The organism is Undibacterium sp. TJN25 (assembly GCF_049339885.1).
Classification (GTDB): Bacteria; Pseudomonadota; Gammaproteobacteria; order Burkholderiales; family Burkholderiaceae_D; genus Undibacterium.
This window is the reverse complement of record NZ_JBMPPM010000003.1, coordinates 650,731-674,543: the sequence shown is the minus strand read 5'-3', so window position 1 is coordinate 674,543 and position 23,813 is coordinate 650,731. Positions and strand designations below refer to the sequence as shown.

The following is a 23,813-nucleotide window of genomic DNA, read 5'->3' as shown; positions in this document are numbered from 1 at the left end:
CTACTTGCCTATCTGCCTAGGGAAAGCCGGCGCCGTCTTGTGCTGGATTTCCTTGTAGCTCTGCAGCTTTTGCAGCACGTTGGCAATTGCCGCATCCAGCTGCGTATCATTACCCTTGTTGACTTCGGCCGGATCGAGATCGACGTCGATATCCGGCGCCACGCCTTCGTTTTCCACATGCCATTCGCCGTCCGGCGTGAAGAAGCGGAACAACGGGACGACCAGGCTGCCGCCGTCTATCAGGTCAGGATTGGCGGAAATACCGATCAGCCCGCCCCAGGTACGTTTGCCGATCAGCGCACCCAGCTTCAAGCGCTTGAAGGCGTACGGCAGGAAGTCCCCACCTGAACCGGCATCCTGGTCGATCAGCATGGCCTTGGGCCCGTAGATCGCACCGCCCGGCGTATCGTAGATCAGGCCATCCCTGTCCTTCCAGCTGGACAGGTAAGGACGGCTCAGTACGTCGGTGATGTAGTTGGCTGCCTGGCCGCCGCTGTTGCGGCGTTCGTCGATGATCACCGCCTGTTTGTCCACCTGCGCGAAGAACATGCGGTTGAAATACTGGAAGCCGTCATCCGCCGTATTGGGCAAATAGACATAAGCTACCTTGCCATTGCTCTTCTTCTGCACATACTCGCGGTTCTTCTCCACCCACTGCCACTGGCGCAAGCCGCTTTCATTGGCGATAGGCTGCACGACCACGTTGCGGCCCTTGCCGGCCGCATCGCTGCTGACCGTCAGCGTCACCTGCTTGCCGACTGTATTTTCCAGCAGCGCGTAGATATTCTTGCTGGCATCCAGCGGTTTGCCGTTGACGGCCATGATGTAGTCGCCTTCCTTGATGCCCAGGCCCGGAGCTGCCAGCGGCGCAGTCAGGAAAGGATTCCAGCGGTCGCCGGTGTACAGCGTCTTGATGCGGTAACGGTCTTTATCCAGACTGAAATCAGCACCCAGCAGGCCGACGCTGGCAGGACGTTCGCTATACACATCACCGCCGCCGACGCGGTTATGGCCAACCTGTAGTTCGCCTATCATTTCCACCAGCAGGTCGTTCAGGTCTTCGCGCCGCTGCACGCTCTTCACCAGCGGATGGTAGCGCGCATAGATGGCATCCCAGTTCAGGCCGTGCAGATTGGGGTCATAGAAAAATTCCTTTTCCATCCACCAGGTTTCATTAAATATCTGCTCCCATTCTTCGCGTGGATTGACCAGCATGCGCACCTGCGACAAGTCCACCGGCTTGGCATCCAGCTTTTCCTTGGCATCCGATACTTCCAACGACCCCTTGCCATATTGCAGCATCAGTTTTTTACCGTCCGCGCTGATGTCATAGCCGGAGATGCCTTTTTTCAGCGATGTGGCCTTGCGGTCTTCAAAACTGAAACGGTACAGCTCCGCGTCATTCTTGGCGTCCACATCCGGCGGTTCTATACTGCTGCCGGGCTGCCTGCGCTCCAGGTAAAACAGCGCGCCGTCGGAAGCTACGGCCAAACTGTCGTAACTACGCTCCGCGACGGGCAAGGCAACAATACGCTGCTGCAAACCCTGCAAGTCGATGCGAACAGGCTTGACCGGTTTGTCCTTCTTGTCGGCATCCTTGCCGTCCTTCGCTTCGTCCTTGCCGTCGGCTTTTTTGGCCGCGTCTTTCTTGTCGCCGTCGGCATTGGCGCTGTCCTTGCCGTCCTTGCCATCCTTCTTGTCGTCGTCCTTTTTACCTTCGTCGGCTTCTTTCGGCAACAAAGGCGATTTGCCGTCTGCCGCCAGCACGGCAACAAACAGGCCACTGCGCACAGGGCGCTCTTGCGTGGACATGTCCAGGCCGACCTGCGACGGGCCGGAGTTGACGGATGCCGTGAAGTACAGGTAATCCTTGGCCGCAAAGACAGGGTTGTCCGCATGGCTCAGGCCGTCTGTCAGCATGGCGTTCTTGCCGGTCGTAAAATCATGCAGACGGATCTGGCTGAAGTGATTTTCGCCGGCCACCGTGTAAGCCAGCCAGCGGCTGTCCGCCGAGAAGGAAATGCTGAAACTCTGGCGCCGCAGGCTGCTGTCAATTGCCGTTACCGTGCCCTTGTCCAGCGCGATCGCATACAGGTTCAGGTGGTAATCCTGGTAGACGATGGTCTTGCTGTCAGGCGACCAGCCCAACAGCTTGTAATAAGCTTTTTTGCCCAGGCTGTGGCTCTGCGGTTTTTCCAGCGCAGCCTGGTCCCTGACTACCAGTGAATGCTGCAAGCCGCCGGTATTCGCACCAGCATCGGATATATAGGCAATATGCTTGCCGTCCGGGCTCCACAGCGCATCTTTTTCACGCACGCCGGAAGTCTCGGTGAGGTTGCGGGTGGAACCGTCTTTCACAGGCACGGTAAAGACGTCGCCGCGCGCGGTCAGCACTATCCGTTTTCCCGTGGGTGACAATTGTGCCGACGTGATGGTCCGGCTGGCATCCTTCCATTGCGGACGGGCCTGCTGCGCCTGCGCCGTGATGCTGACCTGGATGTCCCTGATCTTGCCGCTCGCAGTATCAAGCTCTTTCAGTGCGCCGCCGGCTTCATACACAATCGTCTGGCCGTAGGCACTGGCATTGCGCACGTCCCATAGCTTTTCGCTGGTGACCTGGCGTACTGTCTTGGTTTTGCGGTTGTAGGCAAACAGGTTGGCAGTATCGTCATTGCGGTCGGAAATGAAATAGACGTCGTCCTGCACCCAGATAGGATTGGTGTCGGTGGCATTTTCATGCGGCACCTTTTCTACCGCGTTGCTGGCTGGATCGATGATCAGAATCGCCGGCGTGGCGCCGCCGCGGTACTGGCGCCACCCTGCATTGGCGACATAAGCCTGGCGGTACGGGCGGTAGGCGAGGTGCTTGCCGTCACCGGACCAGCTGCCTTCATAAGCGACCGCTTCCATGACTTTTTTCTCAAAGCCGCCATCGACCGATATCTCATACAGCTGGTTACTACGGTTGTTGGCCACCTCGCGCGAAGATGAAAACAGAATGCGCTTGCCGTCCGCGCTCCAGCCGCGCACGATGTCCTGGCCCGGGTGCCATGTCAGGCGGCGTGGCTGGCCGCCATCCACCGACACCACATATACGTCGGTGTTATTGTCGTAGCTGGCGGAAAAAGCCAGCCATTTGCCGTCCGGCGAAAATTGCGGGGAAAACTCGGATGCCGGATGCGTCGTCAGCTGCACCGGATGCTGGCCGGCGCGATCCGTCAGCCAGATGTCGCCTGCGTACACAAAAGCCAGGTGGTCGCGCGATACCGCGGGCTGCCGCAGCAGCAGGTTCTGTGCAGCTTCCGCTGCGTAGATCGATGGCGCAGACAAACCTGCGCTTATCAGTGCCGCGGCAAGCGCCGGGCCGCTCAACAACTTCAATAACATAGCTTTCCCCATCATCTGAATCGGTTATATATTTTTTTGCGGAACTGGTGTGTTTGCAGCGGCAGCCGCTTCTGCCTTGCTGATGGACCGGCAGGTAAAGCCAAAGTTCCTCGCCTGACTTTACAAAAAAGGGATGCCCGGCAACGGACATCCCTTTTTTAGTATCGCCGTCTACAGTGCCGGCCTTATTCTACGTTCAGTTCTTTAAGCAGATTGTCGGCATGGTCGACGTGCTTCATTTCCCACAGCATGTAACGCAAGTCCAGCTGGATGGAGCGGGTATTCTCATCATTGAAATCCCAGTCGGAAATGATGGAGTCCAGCGTGCCGTCAAAAGCCAGGCCCACCAGCTCGCCGTTGGCATTCAATGCGGCGGAACCTGAATTGCCGCCGGTAATATCCAGCGTTGCCAGGAAATTGACCGGTACCGATTTCAGGCTGGGCTCATAGTACTTGCCGAAATCCTTGGCCTTGATCGCATCCAGCTGGGCTTTCGGCGCATTGAATTCGCCGGTGCCGGTCGCCTTGGCAACAATGCCGTTCAGCGTGGTGAATGCTTTCCAGCTGGTGCCGTCGGCACCGGCGGCGCGTCCTGCCACCTTGCCGAAAGTGACGCGCAGCGTGCTGTTCGCGTCCGGATACACTGCCTCGCCTTTGCTGTTCATGTAGGCGATATGCGCTTTCATGTAATTGGCATAGGCTTGCTGGGTTTTCCCGCCCAGTTCTTCATCACGTGCTTCGCGTTTCAGGCTTTCGTCATACATGGCCACGGCGGCCTTGATGAAACTGTCGCCACTGGCCTTGAAGTCTGCCGGCTTGCGTTCCAGCCAGGCTGCGCGCTCATCCTTGTCGCCCAGTTTGCTGCCTGCATACAGTTTTTCCAGCAGAGGCTTGATGTCGGCCTCTTTCATGCCGGCCTTCAGGCCCAGTGCCGCATCGAAATTGGCATTGTGTTCAGCGGCAGGCTGTGCCGCATATTCGCTCAGGAAGTTCAGCGTCAGCGCCTTGTCCACGCCTTCGTCGTAGCTGCGCTCTACTGCAGCCACGCTGGATTTGAAGCGCGGCAAGTCGCGTACCTGGTAGCCTGATTTGCGCTCCGCATCCGGTTTGGTGGACTCATTCGCCAGGCGATACAGGGTGCGTGCGGTATTCAGCAAGCGCGGCGACGAATAAGCCAGCAGGAAATCGCGGCGGTTCTGCGCATCGCGTTCGGCGATCAGTTTCTCCACCTGGTCGATGTCGGAGGCATAGGCTTTCTTGCGCGCGGCATCCGCATTCACCCAGGCTTTCAGGTCGGCGTGCTCTTTTTGCTTGCGCGCCAGGAAATCGCTGCCGGCATAGCTGTCCAGCATGCCCTGGCGGTTCTTGTAGTAATTGTTGATGCCGGCAACCTGGTTCGCATATTTCAGCTTCTTGTCTTCGCTGTCCTTGGTTTCACGCGCGATGATGGCCAGCTGCTCGCCGGAAGCCTTCACATACGCAGGATAGTTCCAGTCGAAGGTATACGATACTTCAGACGGCAGGCGGTGACGGTTGGTGCGGCCGGGATAGCCGGTCACCATGACGAAGTCGCCTTCCTTGACGCCCTCTTTGGCCAGGCGCAGGTAGTGCTTGGGCACGTAAGGGACATTATCCTTGCTGAAGTCGGCGGACTTGCCGTCCTTGCTGACATAGGCGCGGAAATAGCTGTAGTCGCCGGTCTGGCGCGGCCACATCCAGTTGTCGGTATCGCCGCCGAACTTGCCGACGCCCAGCGGCGGTGCATGCACCAGACGTACGTCCTTGATCTCCAGCTGCTTGATCAGGTAGAACTCCAAACTGCCGTAATAAGCGGCGACATTGCAGCGGTAGCCGGCGTCTTTTTCGCATTCGGCAACCAGTGCTTTCTCATTCTTTTCCATCGCGTCGGCGCGTTTTTTGCCGTTCAGCCTGGAGACATCCGCAGTGATGACCTTGGCGCTGACGTTGTCGACGTCGGTCGTTACAAACACGCGGCTGCCCGGCGTGGCGGGCAATTCTTCGGCCAGGGTCTTGGCGAGGAAACCGTTTTCCAGCAGGTTGCGCTCCGGCGTGGAATTGTGCGCGATACTGTTGTAGGCGCAATGATGGTTAGTCACCACCAGGCCTTGCGGCGACACGAAGGAAGCCGAGCAGCCGCCCAGGCTGACAATCGCTCCCATCGGGAATCCAGTCAGCTTGCTCAGTGCCGCGGGATCCAGCTTGAGGCCGGCGGCTTTCAGTTGCGCGGCGATGTCGGGCAATTGCTGCGGCATCCACATGCCTTCATTGGCGAAGGCCAGGTTGCTGAGCGCAGACAGGAGTATTAGCGATTTCTTCATTGGTTTTTTATCGATGGTTGAAAAAATATCGGAAGAGGAGACTTTCCAAGGATTGTTTAATATTTTTTCAGGGAGCGGGCACAGGGGATAAATCAAGGACCTGTGGCCAGCCCTGACCATGTTTGCAAACTATTAAACGGATGCTTAGAGGAAAGGAGTATCTTGGCTTGCAGGACGCTTGTCAACCTCATTTCCACAGCGGCATCCAGCTGGAAAAGAGCCGGCCCGCCGGTCTGCGGGCGCGAGGCAGGCAGCAGGCAAGCGTGGGCCGATCATTCTTTTGACTTGCGCAGGAATGTCCGAATTTTTTACAAAGCAGTGAACTATTTTGCGTGGAAGGAATCTGAGGCGGCCCATGCGAGGCAACACCGCCACAAATCAGGTAAAAGATTTCACAAAAAAGCGGCGGTGACGCGAAATTGCCACACGAAAGTCAGCTTTGTCCTTGGGCCTTACCGACGGCCCCGGTTCCTGCCCTTATCAAACTGCTCCAGCGCACGCTGGAGTTCATTTTGCATAGCGGGCGGCAAATGAGTAAACCGGCAACCGACCTGCACCTGCTCTCCCAGCAGGAAAGAGCGGAACGGCCGGCACAGGCGGATTTCAAGATCCGCCGTCAGTGCTATGCCGTCCGACAATTCCAGCCTGACCTTGCTTAGCCTGCGGCCGACCCGCAGCGCGGAGGCATCGGCCGGCGAGGCCCGTAAGCCGACTCCCCCCAATGAGAAGTCGTATAGCGGGATTTCATATACCAGGCCGTCCAGCACAAATACCGCGGTGTAGAACTGACCCAGCGGCGCCTCGAAGCGCACCGCGCCGCGCCGCTCCAGTATTGTGCATTGCTTGGGGAAGCCCATGTGGAACAGCGAGGGGCTGTCCGCCACGGGAGACCATGCCGTGTCCAGCGAAAATTGCAGCTTGTTGCCTTGCAGCGTCGTCACCAGCAACGCAGGCCCGGCTGGCGCCGAAGCACCGCCCATCAGCTTCAGCGCCAGGCTTTGCTTCTTCAGGTCTATGCTGTCTACCCGCGCCGTCAGGAAGCCGCCGCCGGAGGGATACACCGTAATGGCATTGCTGTCCTCCGCCAGTGTTTTCAATGCAGACGCAATGTCGGCGGGATGGCTGAGGTGGTAAGGCGCGATATCAGTCTGCTCGGGAATAGGCTCGACAGGCTGGAATAAGGGAAAACCGCCCGGCGATTGCGGACTCTGGTCAGGTGTGTTCACGAAAGATGCCCCATGCTGAAATAAGTGCGGTGCTGTGGAGGATGCTGGTATTTTTATTTTCCACAAGGCAATTATTTTGCCATAAGAACGGGATTTTTTGGCGAAATTCCGGCTTATTCTTTTATTAGCTGCCGCCGCTATTTTTGGGGGCGACGGATGGCGGCGGCACCGGGCGGATGCGGGTCTTCAGCACCTTGCCGGATGGCGAAAAAAGCACGATGAATTCGGCATTACCGTCGGCCTGCGGAGGCTGGCGGATGCCGGCACCGGGATCGCTGTAGTAATAGACCCAGACCTCAACCCCGCTATCGAAGCGCAATGTTTTGGTTTTGCCCAGCGTCGCGATGACGTCCGCCTTGTTTTGCCCGACAGTCACCAGGCTTTGCGTCGCGGCCGGCGCAATATGGGTGATGTCTGCCCTGGGCGGCGGGCTCGTCGCACACCCAGCCATGCAGGCAAGGCATGCCGTCGCCAGAATGCCGCGCCACGAGGGCGCCTGCCGGGGTTTCATTGCGCCTCCTGTTGCGGCGTTAGCACGGGAGGCTTTGCGTCATCCGGGTCTTCCGTATCTTCCATATATTCCAGTTCCACCAGCGTATCGTCCGGCCAGCTTTTATCCCCCAGCGGCAGGAAGTAAGTGCGGTCCACCAGTACCTGGCAATCGCAATATTTCAGCTCGGACGCCGACATGGGATGACGGCTGATGCCTGCGTACAGTTGGTCCACCGACAGGATGGCCGTGCGTGCGCCAGAGCGCAGCGTTACGCTGAAGAGCGGGCGCTCGGAAAAGAACAGATACTCGGGATCGGCCGCATTGCAGTAGTCAATAGCGCCCTGTATCAGCTTGACCAGTGCGCCCATGAGCGGAGAATCGTTCGACACCAAGCCAGCCTCCATGCCCACCTGACACTCCAGCCGCAGATCGCCCAGCCTGCGCGTAGCCGGCGGCAAACCCGGCGTGCGGATTTCGGTGCGCCACGTCATGCTGTCGGCCCTGCGGTTCGGCATGACCGCCGCATCTTCGGTGATGGCCTTGGCATTGCGCTCCAGTGTAAAGGTATTGTCCTGCGCAACCGGGACAGGAATGGACATCGTGTCGCCGACGATTTTCAAGGTAATGCCCTGCATATCGGTCTCCGGCAGCCGCGGCAGCAATTTGTAGCGCAGCACGGCATCGGGCGCCATGGCGTGCATTTTTTCAAACAGATCCATGCCTTTCAGCATTTTGCGGTAAGACTTGTCCACTGGATTGCGCAGGCTGCTGACCGTCACCGATGGTGTCTTGCCGGCAGCATCGGCCTGCCGCGCGCAGGCAGCACCGCAGGTAGCGGCAAGTGCGAGCGCGAATGCCGCCTTTAGTATGTCGCTTGCGAAAATGCCTGGTTTCATGTGCGCTGCCAAGAAATGCAATGTGTATAAATTTACACTGACATGCATACCGGCGCAGCAATCGAAAAGTAAGCAAATGTTTGTTGCCGCGGACGCCATGCGTCAGCCTGACCTGTAATTGCCGTAGCCCGCCTGCAATTTGACCCTGGCTTGCAACTGGAGTAAATTGAGGCGAACTCAAAAATCCATGTGGCAAGAATAAAATGGCAACTTCCCGAAGAGACAAGCTGGGCGCCCGCTCTGAGAAGCGCGTACAAGACATACTGAGCGCAGCGCGGCAGCTGTTTGCCAGCGAAGGGTATGAAAAAACCACGACGCTGGACATTGCTCACCGCCTGGGCGTGTCCGAAGCGACGGTATTCACCTACTTCGGCAGCAAGCGCGACCTGTGCATCGAGGTCATCCGCATTTGGTACGAGGATATTTCTACCGCGCTGGAAGGCGAATTGGCCCTGGTGGCAGGCACACGCGCCAAGCTGCAATTTGCGGTGAGGAAGCACCTGAAGACGCTACTACAGGAAGAGCGCGGTCTATGCGCCATGATATTGAGCGAAGGCCGCAGCACCGACCCTGAATTTGCCGGCATCATCGCCGATCTGAAACGCCGGTATATCGCGCCCGTCATGCAGTTGCTGTCGGCAGCTGTCGAGGCCGGCGAACTGCGGGCGGACATGCCGCTGAAGCTGATGCGGGACATGGTCTACGGCCCGATGGAGCATATCCTGTGGGACCGCATCCTCAACGACAAGCTGCCGGATATCGATGCGACGGCAACCCAGCTGACCGACATGCTGTGGAATGCTTTTGCACCGCCTCCGCAATCGCTGCAACGGCTGGCGCAATTCCGAGGTGAAGTAGCGGATGCGCTGACACGGCTGGAGCGGGCATCAGAACAACGCTAGCCCGGCAGATTCATAGTTACTTCAACAATTCCAGCTTGCCGACGATCTTGGAGATGGGCTTCTTTTGCCCTACCAGCGCCACGCCGACATATTTCATGTCCGCCGGATCGATGACGGCAACGGCGCTCTGGAACTCTTCATAATTCTTGGTCAGCTGGCCTTCCAGCGGAAAATCCACAACGTCGCAGCCCGCTGCCAATGCATCCGAGCGCAGCTTATGCAAGTCAGCCTGGGCCGCGCCCAGCATGGCGATGCCAACCGGGATCAAGCCCGGGTGTGCAAACCCGGATGCGTCCACCAGCGCGCCGCCGACCAGCTCCGGGTGGCGCTGGCCTATCGTCAGTGCAATGACGGCGGCGGCATTCGCCAGCCGCCCTACCGGCAGGTCCTTGTCCAGGACAATGACGCAGCGTGCCATGGGCGTCGCAGCTTCCACAGCGCTGGCATCGGATGCATTGACTGCGACTGGAGTTTCTTGGGATATCTGATTCAGCATGGCCGGCCCTTACAGTAGTTAAATTCTCGTGTTAAATTCATATTTGAGTATTACTCAATATAATTCAAGAAGACAAATGATGTCAATCATCGTCTATATCGGTATTCCGATTGAGCCAAACTCAAACCGTGCCGCAATTAGACCGAGTTACAGCCGGCCAGGCAGGATCAGGCAAATCTTTTGCACGATCCTGCTAACGCCAGTGCGCATCCCGGAGTAAAATTTCCTGATACAGGCCAGCGCCTTGCCCGCCCTCTTACGTACCCGCCATGATCCAGACCGATATCCCCTTCCTGTCGCTGATCAGTTCCCGGCAACCGACCGAACTGAGCCGGGGCATGCTGCAGCCTTCGTTTTGCATGGTGATGCAGGGCCATAAAAAGATACAGCTGGGCGAAGAGACCATCCACTACGGTCCTGGTGAATACCTCATTTCCACGATAGACATGCCGGCCGCCGGACAGATCATCGGCGCCACCGAAGCCGCGCCCTATCTCGGCGCGCGTATAGAACTCGATACCAGGGAAATCGCGGCGATCCTCATCGAAGCGAAAATCAGCGTGCCCGCCAACCTGAAATCCGGCCTTGGCGCCTTTGTCGGCAAGGCCGATGATGAATTGCAGGAAGCCGTGCGCAAGCTGCTGCGCTTGCTGGACAAGCCGCGGGACGCCGCCTTCCTCGCGGACTCGTTGAAGCGCGAGATTCTGTACCGCCTGCTGACCGGCGAAAACGGCCACCTGATTTACCGCAATCTCGTCATAGACCGCCAGCAATTGGGCATAGGCAAGGCAATAGAATGGCTGAAGCAAAATTTCGCGCGGCATTTCCAGATCGAGGAACTGGCCAAGGCAGCCAATATGAGCGTCTCCAGCCTGCACCACAAGTTCAAGGCAGTGACGGCCATGGGGCCGCTGCAATACCAGAAACAGCTGCGGCTCAACGAAGCACGCAAGCTGTTGCTGTCGGGATCGATGGACGCCTCCACTGCCGCCTACCAGGTCGGTTACGAAAGCCAGTCGCAGTTCAGCCGCGAATACCGCCGGCTTTTCGGCGCGCCGCCGATGCAGGACGTCAAGAGCCTGCGCACCAGGATGGAACCGGACGCCTTGCAGATTTAGGCAAACATCTTGCAGGAACCGGCCTGTCGGCAAATAGCGCCTGTCCCTAGAATGAACCCGTCATCACTCAGCGAGGTTCACATGAAAAATATCACCCAGATTTACATCAACGGCCAGTTCGTGACACCGCAGGGCAGCGAGACGATGGAATTGATCAACCCCAGCACCAATGCAGTCATCGGCCATGTCACTTTAGGCAACGAGCGGGATACGCAAGATGCGGTGGCAGCCGCCAGGGCCGCGTTCAAGACCTTCTCCAAAACCAGCAAGGAAGAACGCATCGCCTATCTGCAAAAGCTGCATGACGCAGTCAACGTCCGCCTGGACGATATGATTGCGGCAATGGTGCAGGAATACGGCGCGTCGCTGCAGTTTGCGACAATGTCCTGCCAGTATGCCGCCAAGAGTTTCCTGCAAGCTGCTGATGTGCTGCGCGGCTTTGAATTCCAGAAGGATATAGGCAGGTCCCGCGTTTCGCTGGAGCCCCTCGGCGTCGCTGCGCTGATCACGCCGTGGAACGCCAGTTCCAGCTTTATCTGCAACAAGCTGGCAACCGCACTTGCAGCAGGCTGCACGGTCGTCATCAAGCCCAGCGAGATGAGCGCGATGCAGACTCAGGTGATCAGTGAATGCCTGCATGAAGCCGGGCTGCCGCCGGGCGTGTTCAACATCGTCAACGGCCGCGGCGACGTGGTGGGCGCGGAACTGACACGTCATCCGGATGTAGCAAAAATATCATTCACGGGCTCCACACTGGTGGGCAAAAGCATCGCCCGCGGCGCAGCCGACACGCTGAAGCGCGTCACGCTGGAGCTTGGCGGCAAGTCGCCAAACGTGATCCTGGACGATGCCGACCTGCAAAAGGCCATCCCCCTGGCTGTCATGGCCTGCTACATGAACAATGGCCAGGCCTGTATCGCCGGTTCGCGCCTGATCGTGCCGGAAGAACAGCTGGACGAGGTCAAGCGCCTGGTAAAAATAGCGGTAGGCCAAACCCGGGTAGGTGACCCAGCAGACGCATCCACCACGATAGGCCCGATGGTCAGCAAAAAACAATATGAACGCGTGCAGCACTACATCCGCGTTGGCATAGAGCAGGGTGCCGAGTTGCTCGTCGGAGGCGAAGGCCACCCACAGGGGCTGGAAGCGGGCAATTTCGTCAAGCCCACGGTATTTGTCAATGTGACCAGGGATATGCGCATCGCCAGGGAAGAAATCTTCGGCCCCGTGCTGTCAATTATGACCTACAAAACCGAAGCGGAGGCGATAGAGATTGCCAACGACACCGACTATGGCTTGCAAGCCTATGTCAGTTCCGCGGATTACGACCGCGCCAGCCGCGTAGCGTCGCAGATCGTTGCCGGCAGGGTGCTCATTAATTGCCTGGACCATGATCCTTTGGCGCCTTTCGGCGGCTTCAAGCAGTCCGGCATAGGCAGGGAGTACGGCGTCTACGGCCTGGAAGAATATGTCGAGCCCAAGGCTTTCATCGGCAGCAGGGGCGCATAGCAACAACGCCCGCGAAGGCAAACGGGCAGTATCAATAAGTTAAAAGCGGAGCCTGAGGGCTCCGCTTTGTTTTGATGGCGCGCAGCAGGGAAATGAAAAAGATCGTTAATCCTTGATGCAGCAAGGAAATATTTTCTGTCGAAGCGTTTATAATGCCATTATCCAAGGCCGTGCTTTCCTGCATGCCTGAACAACATTATTTTGCATCTACCGGCAAAAACCCGGACAGCGCCAATCCCTATCGGCTACCATGCCCTAAACTAGGGCGAGCGTCCGAAACCTATACATACCCACCGCAAGGCAGGCACTCGAACCGGTTATTAAACTCACACTATGTTAGCTGCGCATTACGATTCCCTGCTGGTATTGATCTCGATTGCGGTCGCGGTCCTTGCCTCCTATACCGCACTCGATATGGCGGGCAGGATCGATTCCGCGCAAAAAAAGGGGGCATCCTGGTGGTTGGCAGGCGGCGCCATCGCCATGGGCATAGGCATCTGGTCCATGCATTTCATCGGCATGCTGGCTTTCAGGCTGCCGATTGCACTGGGCTACGATCTTGGCCTTACTTTCCTGTCCCTGGTGATCGCCATCATCGCTTCCGGTTTTGCACTATGGCGCATCAGCCAGCCCACATTGCCGCTGCGGCAGCTCGGCATCAGCGCCGTGCTGATGGGGGTTGCCATCGCCGCCATGCACTATACCGGCATGGCCGCAATGCGCATGACGCCTGGCATCCAGTACGACCCCCTGCTGTTCGGCATTTCGGTCGCCATTGCGATTGCAGCCTCCGGCGCCGCATTGTGGATTGCCTTCATGCTGCGAAAAAATACGCCGCGCGTCCGGCTTGCCAGAGCAGGCGCGGCGCTGGTCATGGGCGCCGCCATCGTCGGCATGCACTACACCGGCATGGCTGCGGCAAACTTCCCTCCCGGCAGTGTCTGCCTGTCGGCGGGCCAGGGCATAGCACCGGGCTGGCTGGCGGTAGTCGTCGGCGTGGTGACGCTGGCGATACTGACCATTGCGCTGCTGACTTCGGTGCTTGATTCCCGGCTGGAATCGCAAACCGCCAAGCTGGCCAAATCGCTGGCCGCCGCCAATCAGGAATTATCCCGGCAGGCGCTGCAGGACAACCTGACCAAGCTGCCCAACCGCACGCTGCTGGAAGACCGGCTGGAGCAGGTGATCTACAAGGCCGCGCGCGCGCATAGCCGGTTTGCGCTGATGTTCCTGGACCTGGACGGTTTCAAGGCCATCAACGATTCCCTCGGCCACCATATCGGCGACCTGTTGCTGATCGACGTCGCGCACCGTCTGCGCAATGCGCTGCGGGCGCAGGATACCGTCGCCCGGCTGGGCGGCGACGAATTTGTCGTGCTGCTGGAAGTCACCGATCCGGAAGACGCCGCCCCCATCGCGGACAAGATCGTCAGGATCATCGGCCTGCCCTACCATATCGACAAATACTCGCTGTCCGTCTCGACCAGCATAGGCATTGCGATCTATCCGGAAGACGGCAGCTCGCGGCATGACCTGCTGATCAACGCGGATGCGGCGATGTACCATACCAAGGCCGCAGGGCGCAACGGCTACCACTTCTTCGAAACCTCGATGAATACCAATGCGCACAACCAGCTGGAGCTGATGCAGGATCTGCGGCTGGCGCTGGAGCGCAAGGAATTCCAGCTGCATTACCAGCCCAAGTTTACCGCGGCCGGCGGCACGATGACCGGCGCCGAGGCGCTGATACGCTGGCACCATCCGCGCCGCGGCCTGGTGGCGCCGGACAATTTTATTCCGCTGGCAGAAAAAACCGGCCTGATCATCCCTATCGGCGAATGGGTGCTGAACGAAGCCTGCCGCCAGATGCGCGCGTGGCACGATATGGGGCACGACAAATGGAAAATCGCCGTCAACTTATCCGCCGTGCAATTCTCCAATGAAAACCTGCTGGACCTGGTGCAGTCGACGCTGGCGCGGCACCGGCTTCCGGCCCAATGCCTGATACTGGAAGTCACAGAATCCACGGCGATGCAGGATGTCGACGCCAGCCTGCTGACGCTGACCAAGCTGTCCGATGCAGGCGTGGATATCTCCATCGACGATTTCGGCACCGGCTATTCCAGCCTGCTGCACCTGAAGCGCATGCCAGCTTGTGAACTCAAAATAGACCGCGGCTTCATCAATGAACTGGAACGCGGCTCAGATGACGCCGCCATCGTCTCCGCCATCGTCGCGCTGGGCCGCTCGCTGAACCTGCGCATCGTTGCGGAAGGCGTCGAAACCGAGAAGCAAAAAGATTTCCTTACCGCGCTGGGCTGCAACGACCTGCAAGGCTATCTGCTGGGCCGGCCGATGACGCCGGACAACTTTATCGCTGCGGTGGAAGCGGCGCGCATCGCGGCATAGCGCATACTCAACGCAACACAACGCAACAAATTGCTTCTCGGTAGTTCCCCCTCGTCAATGCGATGAAACAAAGACCGATGCCGGCGCAGCAGGCGGGATCTCGCTGGCGGCACTACTAGCGGTCGCCATCATTGTGGGCATGTCGGGCGTTCACCTGATTCCTCAATCAGCGTTCAGGCTTGCTCGCGTATCTGCTATCGCACAATCAATTGTTCAAAACGACTCGCGCATTCCCACTGCAACTCCTTTAAGCGTCGCTCCGGGAGACACACCCAGGCTGTTGATCGCCAGGTCGTAGATGCCGTTCTTTTCATTCCTGAGCTGCGTGTAATAGGCAAATACGCTGGTGCGCTTGGACAAATTATAGTCGTAGCCCAGCGTCGCATGGACGGCGCCGGTGTCCGGGCCTTTTTTGAGGAAGCCGATTTTTTGCGTCGACTCCCCGCTCACGTCACCGGCAAAGGCGACGCCGAAGCGGATGACATGCCTGTCTATCTGATGGGTGGCAGAAAGATAATAGGACTTCCGCTGCAACTGGCCAGTGAGCGTGCCGTATTTCAGTTTTTCAGCAATGGCAGAAAGACGGGTGTCGCCAAACTTGTAGGCCGCGGCAATTTTTGTGCCGGTATCTTTTAAACCGGGCCCCTGATATTCGTGATGAATTTCTTCCGCCAGCGCCAGGTAATATGGCCCCTCGTCATAGATCAGGGCCGCCGAGGTCAGCGACGGCTTTGCACCGCCCACAATAACGCCCTCGTTAAAGCCGTGCGCAATCCGCGCCGAGATTCCCTGCCATTCCGGGGTCCAGTAATGCAGGCTGTTCTGCTGCCGCCGGTCGAATGAAGAAGTGTCGCTGACATTATCCGCCGTCGATGCCGAGCCGTTACCCATGATGCTCATATAGCCTGCCGTCGTCGGATAAAAAGGGTCTAGCGACGATGTCGCCGAGTTATACGGAGTGACCCAGTTGCCGCCAAACAGCGTGCCCAGCTGCCCTTGCAGGCCGACGCGCGTGTCGCGTGCAGCGACGCCGCCGGCGCCGGTATCGGGCGACACCGTTCCCTCGATCTGGAACACCGCCTTCAGGCCGTCGCCCAAATCCTCGTCGCCCTTGAAGCCGAGCACGGAGCGGTTATTCGACAGCCGGCTGACGGATGAACTTTTATTCCTGCCGTCATCGGAGTTGTGGAAATCTTCCACCGCGACATTGAGTCGGCCATAGATTTGCACAGAAGTGCTCTGCGCATGGCAAGCCGCACTCGCAAACAACAGGCTCGCCCACGCTGCTATAGATAATTTCATTCCGGCTCTCCCGCCACTATCGTTATTTCCTTAGTTCGCTCGGCCCCTTGCCGGTCCAGCGCTTCAGCGCCCGCCTGAAATTTGCGCCGTCACTGAATCCTAGCAGCATTGCAATGTCGTCTGTGCTCATTTGTGTGGTGCGTAGGTATTCCACGGCCAGCGAACAGCGCACATCATCCGTTATGGCGATGAACGAAGTGCCTTCCGCCTCCAGGCGCCGGCGCAGCGTGCGGCTGGTCATGACCAAGGCATCCGCAACCGCTTCCATGCTGGGAAAGATGCCGGGCTTGCTCATCAGCACCTGATATACCTCGCCTGCAACACCGACCGACACCTTCGCCTGCCCTATCAGGCGGTCGCACATGTCCTGCAGTAATTTGGCCGTCAGCTTGTGCGCCAGCTGCGGTTGCCGGTCGAGGATGGCGCTATCGTAGATCAGCTCGCATGCCTCCTGATCGAAATAACAGGGGCAACCGATATAGTCGCTATACATAGCGGCATGCGCGGGAGCCGGATACGAGAAACATGCCTTCAATGGAGGGCAGCGATGGCCGGCGACGTCCTGCAGGTGCGTGACGTGCTGCGTGAATTGCTGCTCGACGATAAATTCCTGCAACTCCCTGGATGGACTGGAAATAAATGCGTCGGGAAACGACCAGACAGCCCGGTCAGGATATTCATGCCACTCGATTTTCAGGGTCGGCGTCGCCAGCCTGTGGTATTTCACTCCCAGCTTGAAATAGTCCCGTAGCGACAGGCAAGACATCAGTGCATAACCATACATGCCGTAGGCAGACAGATGCAGGCGTCCGCCAACTTTAAAAGGGGTAGCGGGATCGGTCGATAAGGCGATGGCGTTCTTGCACACGGTTGCGTACTGACGCACGGAGGTGAGTACCGAGGCGTCATAAATTTCGTCCGGGCGGACACCGCTTCCTTCCAGGCACTGCTCCGCGGAAATGCCCTGCTCCGCGAGGACTTCCACGAGGGCGGCGATTTTGTAGGGCGCATAAAGACGCTCGTTCAGCACGGGGATGGACGACAAAATCACTCCTTAAAATGTCCTTTTAGGACTATCGTATGTCCGGGAAAGACCTTACCCCTATCAGAGTAACCGATTATCATCGATCTCACAATGCGCGCGGCCACTTGCCGCGCCTCATTGAATTATGAGAAGAGCAAATGAGTAAAACCACCAGAAAAGTCATCATTTCATGCGCCGTCACCGGCGCGACCCATGTCCCGACCATGTCGGAATATCTGCCTATTACGCCGGCACAGATCAAGGAACAGGCGATTGAGGCAGCGGAGGCAGGCGCCGCAATCATCCATTTGCATGCGCGCAATCCACAGGATGGCCGGCCCACGCCCGACCCGCTCATTTTCAAGCAGTTCGTCCCGGACATCGTCAAGGCGACGGATGCCGTCATCAATATCACTACCGGGGGAAGCACCCGGATGACGCTGGAAGAACGCCTGGCCTACCCAAGGATGGCAAAACCCGAGATGTGTTCGCTGAACATGGGGTCAATGAATTTTTCCATTCATCCTGTTGCAAGGAAAATTGCATCCTGGCGCCACGAATGGGAAAAAGACTATGTTGAAGGCATGGAAGACATGGTCTTCAAAAATACCTTCGACGACATCAAGAAAATTCTTCTTGAGTTAAGCGCGCACGGAACGCGGTTTGAATTCGAATGCTACGACGTCGGCCACTTATACAACCTGGCGTACTTTGTTGAGCAGGGGTTGGTGAAGGGACCGCTCTTCATCCAGGCTGCTTTTGGCATCCTGGGCGGCATCGGCGCCGATCCCGAAAACATGACCGTCATGCGCACTACGGCAGACCGGCTGTTCGGCCGCGAGAATTATCACTTTTCTGTGCTGGGCGCAGGCCGGCATCAGATGTCGCTGGTGACCATGGCAGCTATCCTGGGTGGAAATGTGCGGGTCGGCCTGGAAGACAGCGTGTACATCTCCAAGGGAGTGAAAGCGGAAAGCAACGCACAGCAGGTACGCAAGATCCGGCGAATTCTTGAGGAACTTTCCTTCGAAATCGCAACGCCCGCGGAAGCCAGGGAAATGCTGGGCCTCAAAGGCGGCGATCAGATTTCTCCTTGATCCGTGCCGGAACGCCGCCCTGGCAACCGGCGAAGCATCGCAACATTGGAACAACCACAACAAAAATAACTATTTTCAAGAGACATCATGAAAACTAACGCAGTTACAGGCGACGCCGGCTTGCACAGGCTGGCGACGCACAAGGCTTTTCTCAAACTTATTCCCCTGATGTGCGCGATCTACTTTATGTCCTTTCTCGACAGGACCAATGTAGCGCTTGCAAAGATCCACCTCGCGGCTGATGTCGGCATCAGCGCGGCAGCTTACGGCCTGGGCTCGGGAATTTTTTTCATCGGATACGCTCTGCTTGAAGTGCCCAGCAATCTCGCGGCCCATCGTTTCGGCCCACGCCGCTGGATCTCCCGCATCGCCGTATCGTGGGGCATATTGTCCACCGCCATGGTCTTTGTATCGGGGGAGTGGTCTTTTTACATCCTGCGTGTATTGCTGGGCATCGCTGAAGCGGGGCTTTTTCCTGCGCTGATGTATATGGTCACGCTGTGGTTTGCAGCCAAAGACAGGCCGGTGGCGGTGGGCTGGACTTATACCGCGCCGGCACTGGCGCTGATGCTGGGAAATCCCATCGGCGGAGCGCTGATGCAGCTTGATGGCGCCGCGGGTATGCACGGATGGCAGTGGATGTTTGTGATCGAAGGGCTTCCCAGCATTTTCCTGGGAGTGCTGTTGTACTTCAAGCTACCGGACCGCCCCAGCAATGCAACATGGCTCACGCCGGCTGAAGCGCAATCGCTGGAAGAGCATGCTGCAATCGATTCGCCGCAGCACACATCGCATTCGTCCAAGGACTGGGTAGCAGTGCTGAAACGCCCCACCACGATTCTCATCGGCCTCATCTACTTCCTCAACCAGGTCGCGTTTGTAGGCTTGTACTTCTTCACGCCCGCGATGATCAGCCAGATGCACATCAGCTCGCCCTTCATCGTCGGCCTGCTCTCCGCCAGTGTAGGAATGGGATTCCTGATAGGCGTGCTGGTATTGCCCAGGATACACCGGCGCGTCGAAAGCGACTCCCTGTATCTCGGCGTGCTGACGATCGGACTCGTAATATGCGCGATGGCCTTTATCGCCACCGCCAGCCTCGGTGGAAAGATCACCCTCTTTGCTGTTACCGCATTTTTTGCTGGCGGAGTATTGCCGTCTTACTGGTCTATTGCGATGAACAGGATGCAGGGTGTCCAGGCTGCGGCTGGACTGGCCTTTATCAACACCATCGGCTTGCTGGGCGGCTTTGTCGGCCCGTATCTGTTCGGCATGGCGGAAACCGCCACCGGCCGTAGCGACTCCGGCTTCACAGTCATCCTCGTGGCCGCAGTACTCGGGCTGTTGCTGGTGCCGCTGCTCGCTAGGGCGATCAGGAATGAACCCCTTTTTAACCGGGCCAATGACAGAACGTCGGCGCAACCAGAACTGAATCCAGAAAGAATGCAATGAGATTACGTGGAAATGTAGCAATTGTGACCGGCGGTGCGCAGGGTATCGGCAAGGCAACCGCTTTGAAATTTGCGCGTGAAGGCGCCAAGGTGGTCGTATGTGACCTGAATGCCGATGCCGTCGCATCGACAGTAGAGGAGTGCCGTGCCGCAGGCGGTGAAGCGCTGGGGTTTCGCGTGGATGTGACATCCCGCGCAAGTCTTGATGAAATGGTGGAGGCGGTACGTGGAAAATATGGCCGTATCGATACCCTGGTCAACAACGCAGGCATTACGCGGGATGCACGGCTGCAAAAGATGACCGATAGCCAGTTTGAAGAAGTAATCGACGTCAATTTGCGCGCGGTGTTTTATGCGGCACAGGCAGTAGTGGATACGATGATCGAAGGAGGAGGCGGCGTGATTCTGAACGCCAGTTCCGTCGTCGGCATTTATGGAAATTACGGCCAAACAAACTATGCGGCAACCAAGTTCGGCGTAATCGGCTTCACCAAAACCTGGAGCCGCGAACTGGGGCCCAAAGGTATACGTGTCAATGCCGTCGCTCCTGGTTTCATCGACACGCCCATTTTGTCCACCGTTCCTCAGGATGTCTTGCAGCAAATGCGAGATAAGGTACCATTGCGGCGTCTGGGCAAGCCGGAAGAAATTGCCGACATCTACGCTTTCCTGGCGAGCAACGAGGCAAGCTATATCAATGGGGCAGTGATTGAAGTGTCAGGCGGATTGACGCTTTGAAGCAAGCTTTTATCTGCATTTTTACGTCACCTTCAGTTCTTTTTTAATCTTTACGCCCCGCCTCAAGCGTAGGGCTCTTGTGCCGGAATATTATGAAAACAGTTGATCTTTTAAAGCCGGACGCGAAACTCCGCGTATTTATTTCCGGCGCCGCCACCGGCATAGGCGCAGCCATCGCAGAGGCATTTCTTGAAACCGGCGCGGTGGTATATATATGCGACATTAATCCTGACGCTGTCGAAGAAATGAAAAAGAAGAATCCGCTCATCCATGCCGGCGTCGCCGATGTCGGCAAGGCGGAGGAAGTGGATGCCGTCATGCTGGACGCCCAGAATAAACTCGGCGGACTGGATGTGTTGATCAACAATGCAGGCATCGCAGGACCGACGGGCTCGGTAGAAGACATCCCGCCGGAGGCCTGGGAGCATACGATCAACACCAATCTGAATAGCCAGTTTTACTTTCTCAGGCGCGCCGTGCCCTGGCTGAAACAAACATCCGACAGCCCCAGCATTATCACGGTCTCTTCCGTCGCGGGCCGCCTGGGATACCAGTTCCGGACACCGTATGCGGCGACAAAATGGGCCATCATCGGCCTGATGAAATCGCTGGCGATCGAACTCGGCCCGAGCAATATCCGTGTCAACGCCATCTTGCCCGGCGTTGTAGAGGGCGAACGCATGGACAAGGTCATCGCGGCCCGCGCGCAAGCGCTTGGGCTGACGTTTGATGCGATGCGCGAAGACTATGTGAAAAAGATTTCACTGCGGCGCCTGGTGACAACGCAGGACGTGGCCGCCATGGCGCTTTTCCTTTCCTCACCGGCAGCAAGAAACATATCGGGCCAGGCGATCAGCGTCGATGGGAATCTGGAGTATTTATAGTTGAATTAAAATCAGTGCGCAGAAGATGCCCTATTACGAGCAGCGTCAAATGATGCACATATAAAAAGCCTGCAGTTTTTCGACTGCAGGCTTTTCGCTTATACCGCTGGGAAAGAACTTCTTGGAACGAAACATCAACATCCATTTACTCCCTCCCCACAATGGGACAAGTAGATAGTGAGTGAAGTGAATAAATCAGACAGCATTTCCATGGTGGTGGACAGCAACCGGGTGACCGATGATGCGGAACTGGTGCGGCGCTGGGCCATCTCCGGATCAGAATAGCCTATAAGTCGGAGCTCGATGTAGCCCGGGATTTGCAAACGGCGAGATTAATTCGCGTGCTTCCTGAGATGCTTGGAGAACCGGCACCACCTTCCATGTATGTAGTGCATCGCTCATTGCTGACACAGGCTGCCCAATCCCTCGTTCTATTTTTTGAAAGAACAATGCCAAATTCATTTACTCGGTCAAACTGCAAAGCCATCGAAAAATAAAAAAACCCGGTAACTTCACAAAGTCAGCGAAATAAAGCTGAATTTTGAAGCGTTGCCAATTTTTGAAGCACTGCCATTTAACATGAAAAGCACAATCACTCTTCTTTCGGTAAATGGGAGCGTAGTGCAACCGCCAACGGGAAAATTGCCAATGCGGACAGTGCAGTATTAAAGGCAGCACCCTGAATCCCGATGCTGTCGCCGATAAAGCCATAAATGACAGGCGCAATTGCTCCCGAACCGATTGTTCCAGTATAAAACACCGCGAAGGCGCGCTCGGTTCCCCCTGGAGGTGCCAGTTCGGGCACTGTCCCATATAACACTGAAGAAGTACCGTTAAGCATCACGCCCAGCAACGGCAGCAACACAATGGTTGGCGTCAAAGAGAAAAACATCGCAGCAATGATGCAAATAACGGTGCCTCCCTCAGTCACCAGCACCGTGCCGAATACGCCGATACGCGCCCCTAGCCAGCCGCACGTGAATTTTCCTGCGGCGCCGCCGATAAAGACCAGTGCCAGCGCCGTGCCCACCATCGGTGGAGACGCCCCTTTTGTCTTCAGCAGGAACGGCAGAAATGTCAACAGGCCCATACGTACAGCAGTGTCGAGCACGCCTATGATGAACAGCACAGTATAAAGCCCGAGCCCGTCGAGCTGCAACTGTGGCCAGATACCTTGCCAACTGAATTCGTTATGAGTTCTTGATGGCAATCATTACAAACCTCTTCCGGGGTGATGCCACCGGACGCCGGGGCGGCATATGAGCGCGGCTTGCCGCGTCCGTACGCCTCTCATCCTGTTTGGTGGATGTTTCAGTGGACGATAACGTCGCCGGCGGCGTCGATGACGTGGTCAGCGACGCCTCTAGGGCAAAAACACCCTCTATTAAATTTCCGAATTCGCCACCTTTGATCGAACCAAACATCGCTTTGCAGCGAAAAACATCAATAGCCGAAAGGCAGAGTCAAGAATTTGGCAAGATCAGGTCTTCTTGCACTAACGTAGTGAGCGTGCACAGTTTTCAACGTGCTGATGTCGCCATTAGGACGATCTGTGGTGAGCCACCATCCCGACATATGATCCGGCGACGGATATCGCACCCCTTCCACTTCGTCACCTTCCTAAACTCCGTCTGAAATGACAACCATCTGATCTAGCCGCCCCGACCTTTTGACAAATCTGATGCTGGTCACGCCATTACGAAACAGAGGTACTGACGCCAAAGACAAAATCCATCCCTAGGCGAGCTACGGTCATCTAACTCCGCTTTGATAAACCAATATCCGTACTTGACGGTTTCGCCGAACTCGATTGCATTGCCAGCCGCCGCATAGTCCCCTATGAACTGGACAAACTCACTGCATTCATCCAGCAGCAAGAGACTATCAACTGTAGCGCTTATTTCGTAGCCAAGTTGATTCAACAGCCCCGCCGTTTGGCAGGTCAATCCCTCACTGATCACGGATATTTCGATACTCAATTTGCATCTCCACCTGGTAGACTCTGTGTACCCCTACTTAGCCACCTTCACCCGGCGACATGTCAAGCAGTGCGGATACAGCTCGCGCGCTCCACCCGAAGGGTTCAACGCACTCGGCGGCTGGTGATTGCGAATGTGATTGCTGCTAATCGTACCGGGATCTTTACTGCTGCGTGCGTGGGAACCAGTGTTGTTTGCCTGATCTCGTTAATCTTGTCGCGCTCGTCGTTGCTAAAGCCCCGACCGGGTCCACGCGCATGAGTCGACTCGCCAGCATGTGGGCCAGGTTGCAAGGTATGCTTCTTTCCATCCTCCGCGCCTTCGCTGTTTGTATCGAGAAACCCAGCAACCATATCGGTTCCTGGCCGATTTTGCGCACTCGCGCAAGCACCTCTGTATGTTCCACTAAGAAGCCTGATGGGCTGGCTTTGATGGCGTCGGCGCTGCCGCCGGCGCGAACACAACAAAAAACTTACAGAAACTCCACATCAACTCAACACGGTACAACGGTTTCTCAACAATTAACTTACACAGCAGATGCAAAACGGACTCGTCGAACCATC

18 protein-coding genes and 1 pseudogene are annotated in these 23,813 nt (G+C 57.1%); 8 read left to right on the top strand and 11 right to left on the bottom strand.

Annotated features, from left to right (window positions below; all coding sequences use genetic code 11):
* From ACO0LO_RS09990 to ACO0LO_RS09970, 5 genes are all read right to left on the bottom strand, one after another.
* A complete protein-coding gene (locus ACO0LO_RS09990; RefSeq protein ID WP_422964063.1) occupies window positions 1-3,387 on the bottom strand; it encodes a S41 family peptidase in 3,387 nt (1,128 codons plus the stop codon).
* A gap of 185 nt (window positions 3,388-3,572) precedes the next feature.
* Window positions 3,573-5,726, bottom strand: a complete 2,154-nt coding sequence (locus ACO0LO_RS09985) for a S46 family peptidase (protein WP_422964062.1) — start codon at window positions 5,724-5,726, stop codon at window positions 3,573-3,575.
* Window positions 5,727-6,178: 452 nt separating this feature from the next.
* The gene (locus ACO0LO_RS09980; protein ID WP_422964061.1) at window positions 6,179-6,952 is read right to left on the bottom strand and encodes a flagellar brake protein; all 774 of its coding nucleotides are present in this window, start codon (window positions 6,950-6,952) and stop codon (window positions 6,179-6,181) included.
* 124 nt (window positions 6,953-7,076) lie between these two features.
* The gene (locus tag ACO0LO_RS09975; RefSeq protein ID WP_422964060.1) at window positions 7,077-7,463 is read right to left on the bottom strand and encodes a hypothetical protein; all 387 of its coding nucleotides are present in this window, start codon (window positions 7,461-7,463) and stop codon (window positions 7,077-7,079) included.
* Complete coding sequence (locus ACO0LO_RS09970) at window positions 7,460-8,341, bottom strand: hypothetical protein (RefSeq protein WP_422964059.1); 882 nt, start codon at window positions 8,339-8,341, stop codon at window positions 7,460-7,462. The genes ACO0LO_RS09975 and ACO0LO_RS09970 overlap by 4 nt, the downstream gene beginning before the upstream one ends.
* Before the next feature lie 203 nt (window positions 8,342-8,544).
* On the opposite strand from ACO0LO_RS09970, the gene ACO0LO_RS09965 reads away from it, so the two are divergent.
* The gene (locus ACO0LO_RS09965) at window positions 8,545-9,243 is read left to right on the top strand and encodes a TetR/AcrR family transcriptional regulator (RefSeq protein ID WP_422964058.1); all 699 of its coding nucleotides are present in this window, start codon (window positions 8,545-8,547) and stop codon (window positions 9,241-9,243) included.
* A 16-nt stretch (window positions 9,244-9,259) separates the two neighbouring features.
* Here the strand turns inward: ACO0LO_RS09965 and ACO0LO_RS09960 are convergent, their stop codons facing one another.
* Window positions 9,260-9,739, bottom strand: coding sequence for a DUF2000 domain-containing protein (locus tag ACO0LO_RS09960; RefSeq protein ID WP_422964057.1), 480 nt, complete (start codon window positions 9,737-9,739; stop codon window positions 9,260-9,262).
* Between the two features lie 269 nt (window positions 9,740-10,008).
* Between ACO0LO_RS09960 and ACO0LO_RS09955 the strand changes: the two genes are divergently transcribed.
* The 3 genes from ACO0LO_RS09955 to ACO0LO_RS09945 all read left to right on the top strand — a co-directional run bounded on the left by ACO0LO_RS09955 (window position 10,009) and on the right by ACO0LO_RS09945 (window position 14,775).
* Complete coding sequence (locus ACO0LO_RS09955) at window positions 10,009-10,857, top strand: AraC family transcriptional regulator (RefSeq protein ID WP_422964056.1); 849 nt, start codon at window positions 10,009-10,011, stop codon at window positions 10,855-10,857.
* An 81-nt stretch (window positions 10,858-10,938) separates the two neighbouring features.
* On the top strand, window positions 10,939-12,366 hold the full coding sequence (locus tag ACO0LO_RS09950; protein ID WP_422964055.1) for an aldehyde dehydrogenase family protein: 1,428 nt from the start codon (window positions 10,939-10,941) through the stop codon (window positions 12,364-12,366).
* 333 nt (window positions 12,367-12,699) lie between these two features.
* A complete protein-coding gene (locus tag ACO0LO_RS09945; RefSeq protein WP_422964054.1) occupies window positions 12,700-14,775 on the top strand; it encodes a putative bifunctional diguanylate cyclase/phosphodiesterase in 2,076 nt (691 codons plus the stop codon).
* Between the two features lie 213 nt (window positions 14,776-14,988).
* Here the strand turns inward: ACO0LO_RS09945 and ACO0LO_RS09940 are convergent, their stop codons facing one another.
* Complete coding sequence (locus tag ACO0LO_RS09940; RefSeq protein WP_422964053.1) at window positions 14,989-16,077, bottom strand: porin; 1,089 nt, start codon at window positions 16,075-16,077, stop codon at window positions 14,989-14,991.
* A gap of 22 nt (window positions 16,078-16,099) precedes the next feature.
* Window positions 16,100-17,122, bottom strand: a complete 1,023-nt coding sequence (locus tag ACO0LO_RS09935; protein WP_422964052.1) for an AraC family transcriptional regulator — start codon at window positions 17,120-17,122, stop codon at window positions 16,100-16,102.
* Window positions 17,123-17,259: 137 nt separating this feature from the next.
* Here ACO0LO_RS09935 and ACO0LO_RS09930 point away from each other — a divergent pair, with 137 nt between their 5' ends.
* From ACO0LO_RS09930 to ACO0LO_RS09915, 4 genes are all read left to right on the top strand, one after another.
* The gene (locus ACO0LO_RS09930) at window positions 17,260-18,198 is read left to right on the top strand and encodes a 3-keto-5-aminohexanoate cleavage protein (protein WP_422964051.1); all 939 of its coding nucleotides are present in this window, start codon (window positions 17,260-17,262) and stop codon (window positions 18,196-18,198) included.
* Between the two features lie 87 nt (window positions 18,199-18,285).
* A complete protein-coding gene (locus ACO0LO_RS09925) occupies window positions 18,286-19,650 on the top strand; it encodes an MFS transporter (protein ID WP_422964050.1) in 1,365 nt (454 codons plus the stop codon).
* The gene (gene fabG / locus ACO0LO_RS09920) at window positions 19,647-20,387 is read left to right on the top strand and encodes a 3-oxoacyl-ACP reductase FabG (RefSeq protein WP_422964049.1); all 741 of its coding nucleotides are present in this window, start codon (window positions 19,647-19,649) and stop codon (window positions 20,385-20,387) included. Before ACO0LO_RS09925 ends, fabG begins: the two co-directional genes overlap by 4 nt.
* A gap of 92 nt (window positions 20,388-20,479) precedes the next feature.
* Window positions 20,480-21,271, top strand: a complete 792-nt coding sequence (locus ACO0LO_RS09915; protein WP_422964048.1) for an SDR family oxidoreductase — start codon at window positions 20,480-20,482, stop codon at window positions 21,269-21,271.
* Between the two features lie 592 nt (window positions 21,272-21,863).
* On the opposite strand, the pseudogene ACO0LO_RS09910 reads toward ACO0LO_RS09915, so the two are convergent.
* The 3 genes and pseudogenes from ACO0LO_RS09910 to ACO0LO_RS09900 form a co-directional block, all read right to left on the bottom strand.
* Window positions 21,864-22,406: pseudogene (locus ACO0LO_RS09910) on the bottom strand (MFS transporter); the annotation flags it as partial.
* A 308-nt stretch (window positions 22,407-22,714) separates the two neighbouring features.
* A complete protein-coding gene (locus ACO0LO_RS09905; protein ID WP_422964047.1) occupies window positions 22,715-22,879 on the bottom strand; it encodes an immunity protein Imm33 domain-containing protein in 165 nt (54 codons plus the stop codon).
* A gap of 80 nt (window positions 22,880-22,959) precedes the next feature.
* Window positions 22,960-23,250, bottom strand: a complete 291-nt coding sequence (locus ACO0LO_RS09900) for a hypothetical protein (RefSeq protein WP_422964046.1) — start codon at window positions 23,248-23,250, stop codon at window positions 22,960-22,962.
* Between the last annotated feature and the right edge of the window lie 563 nt (window positions 23,251-23,813).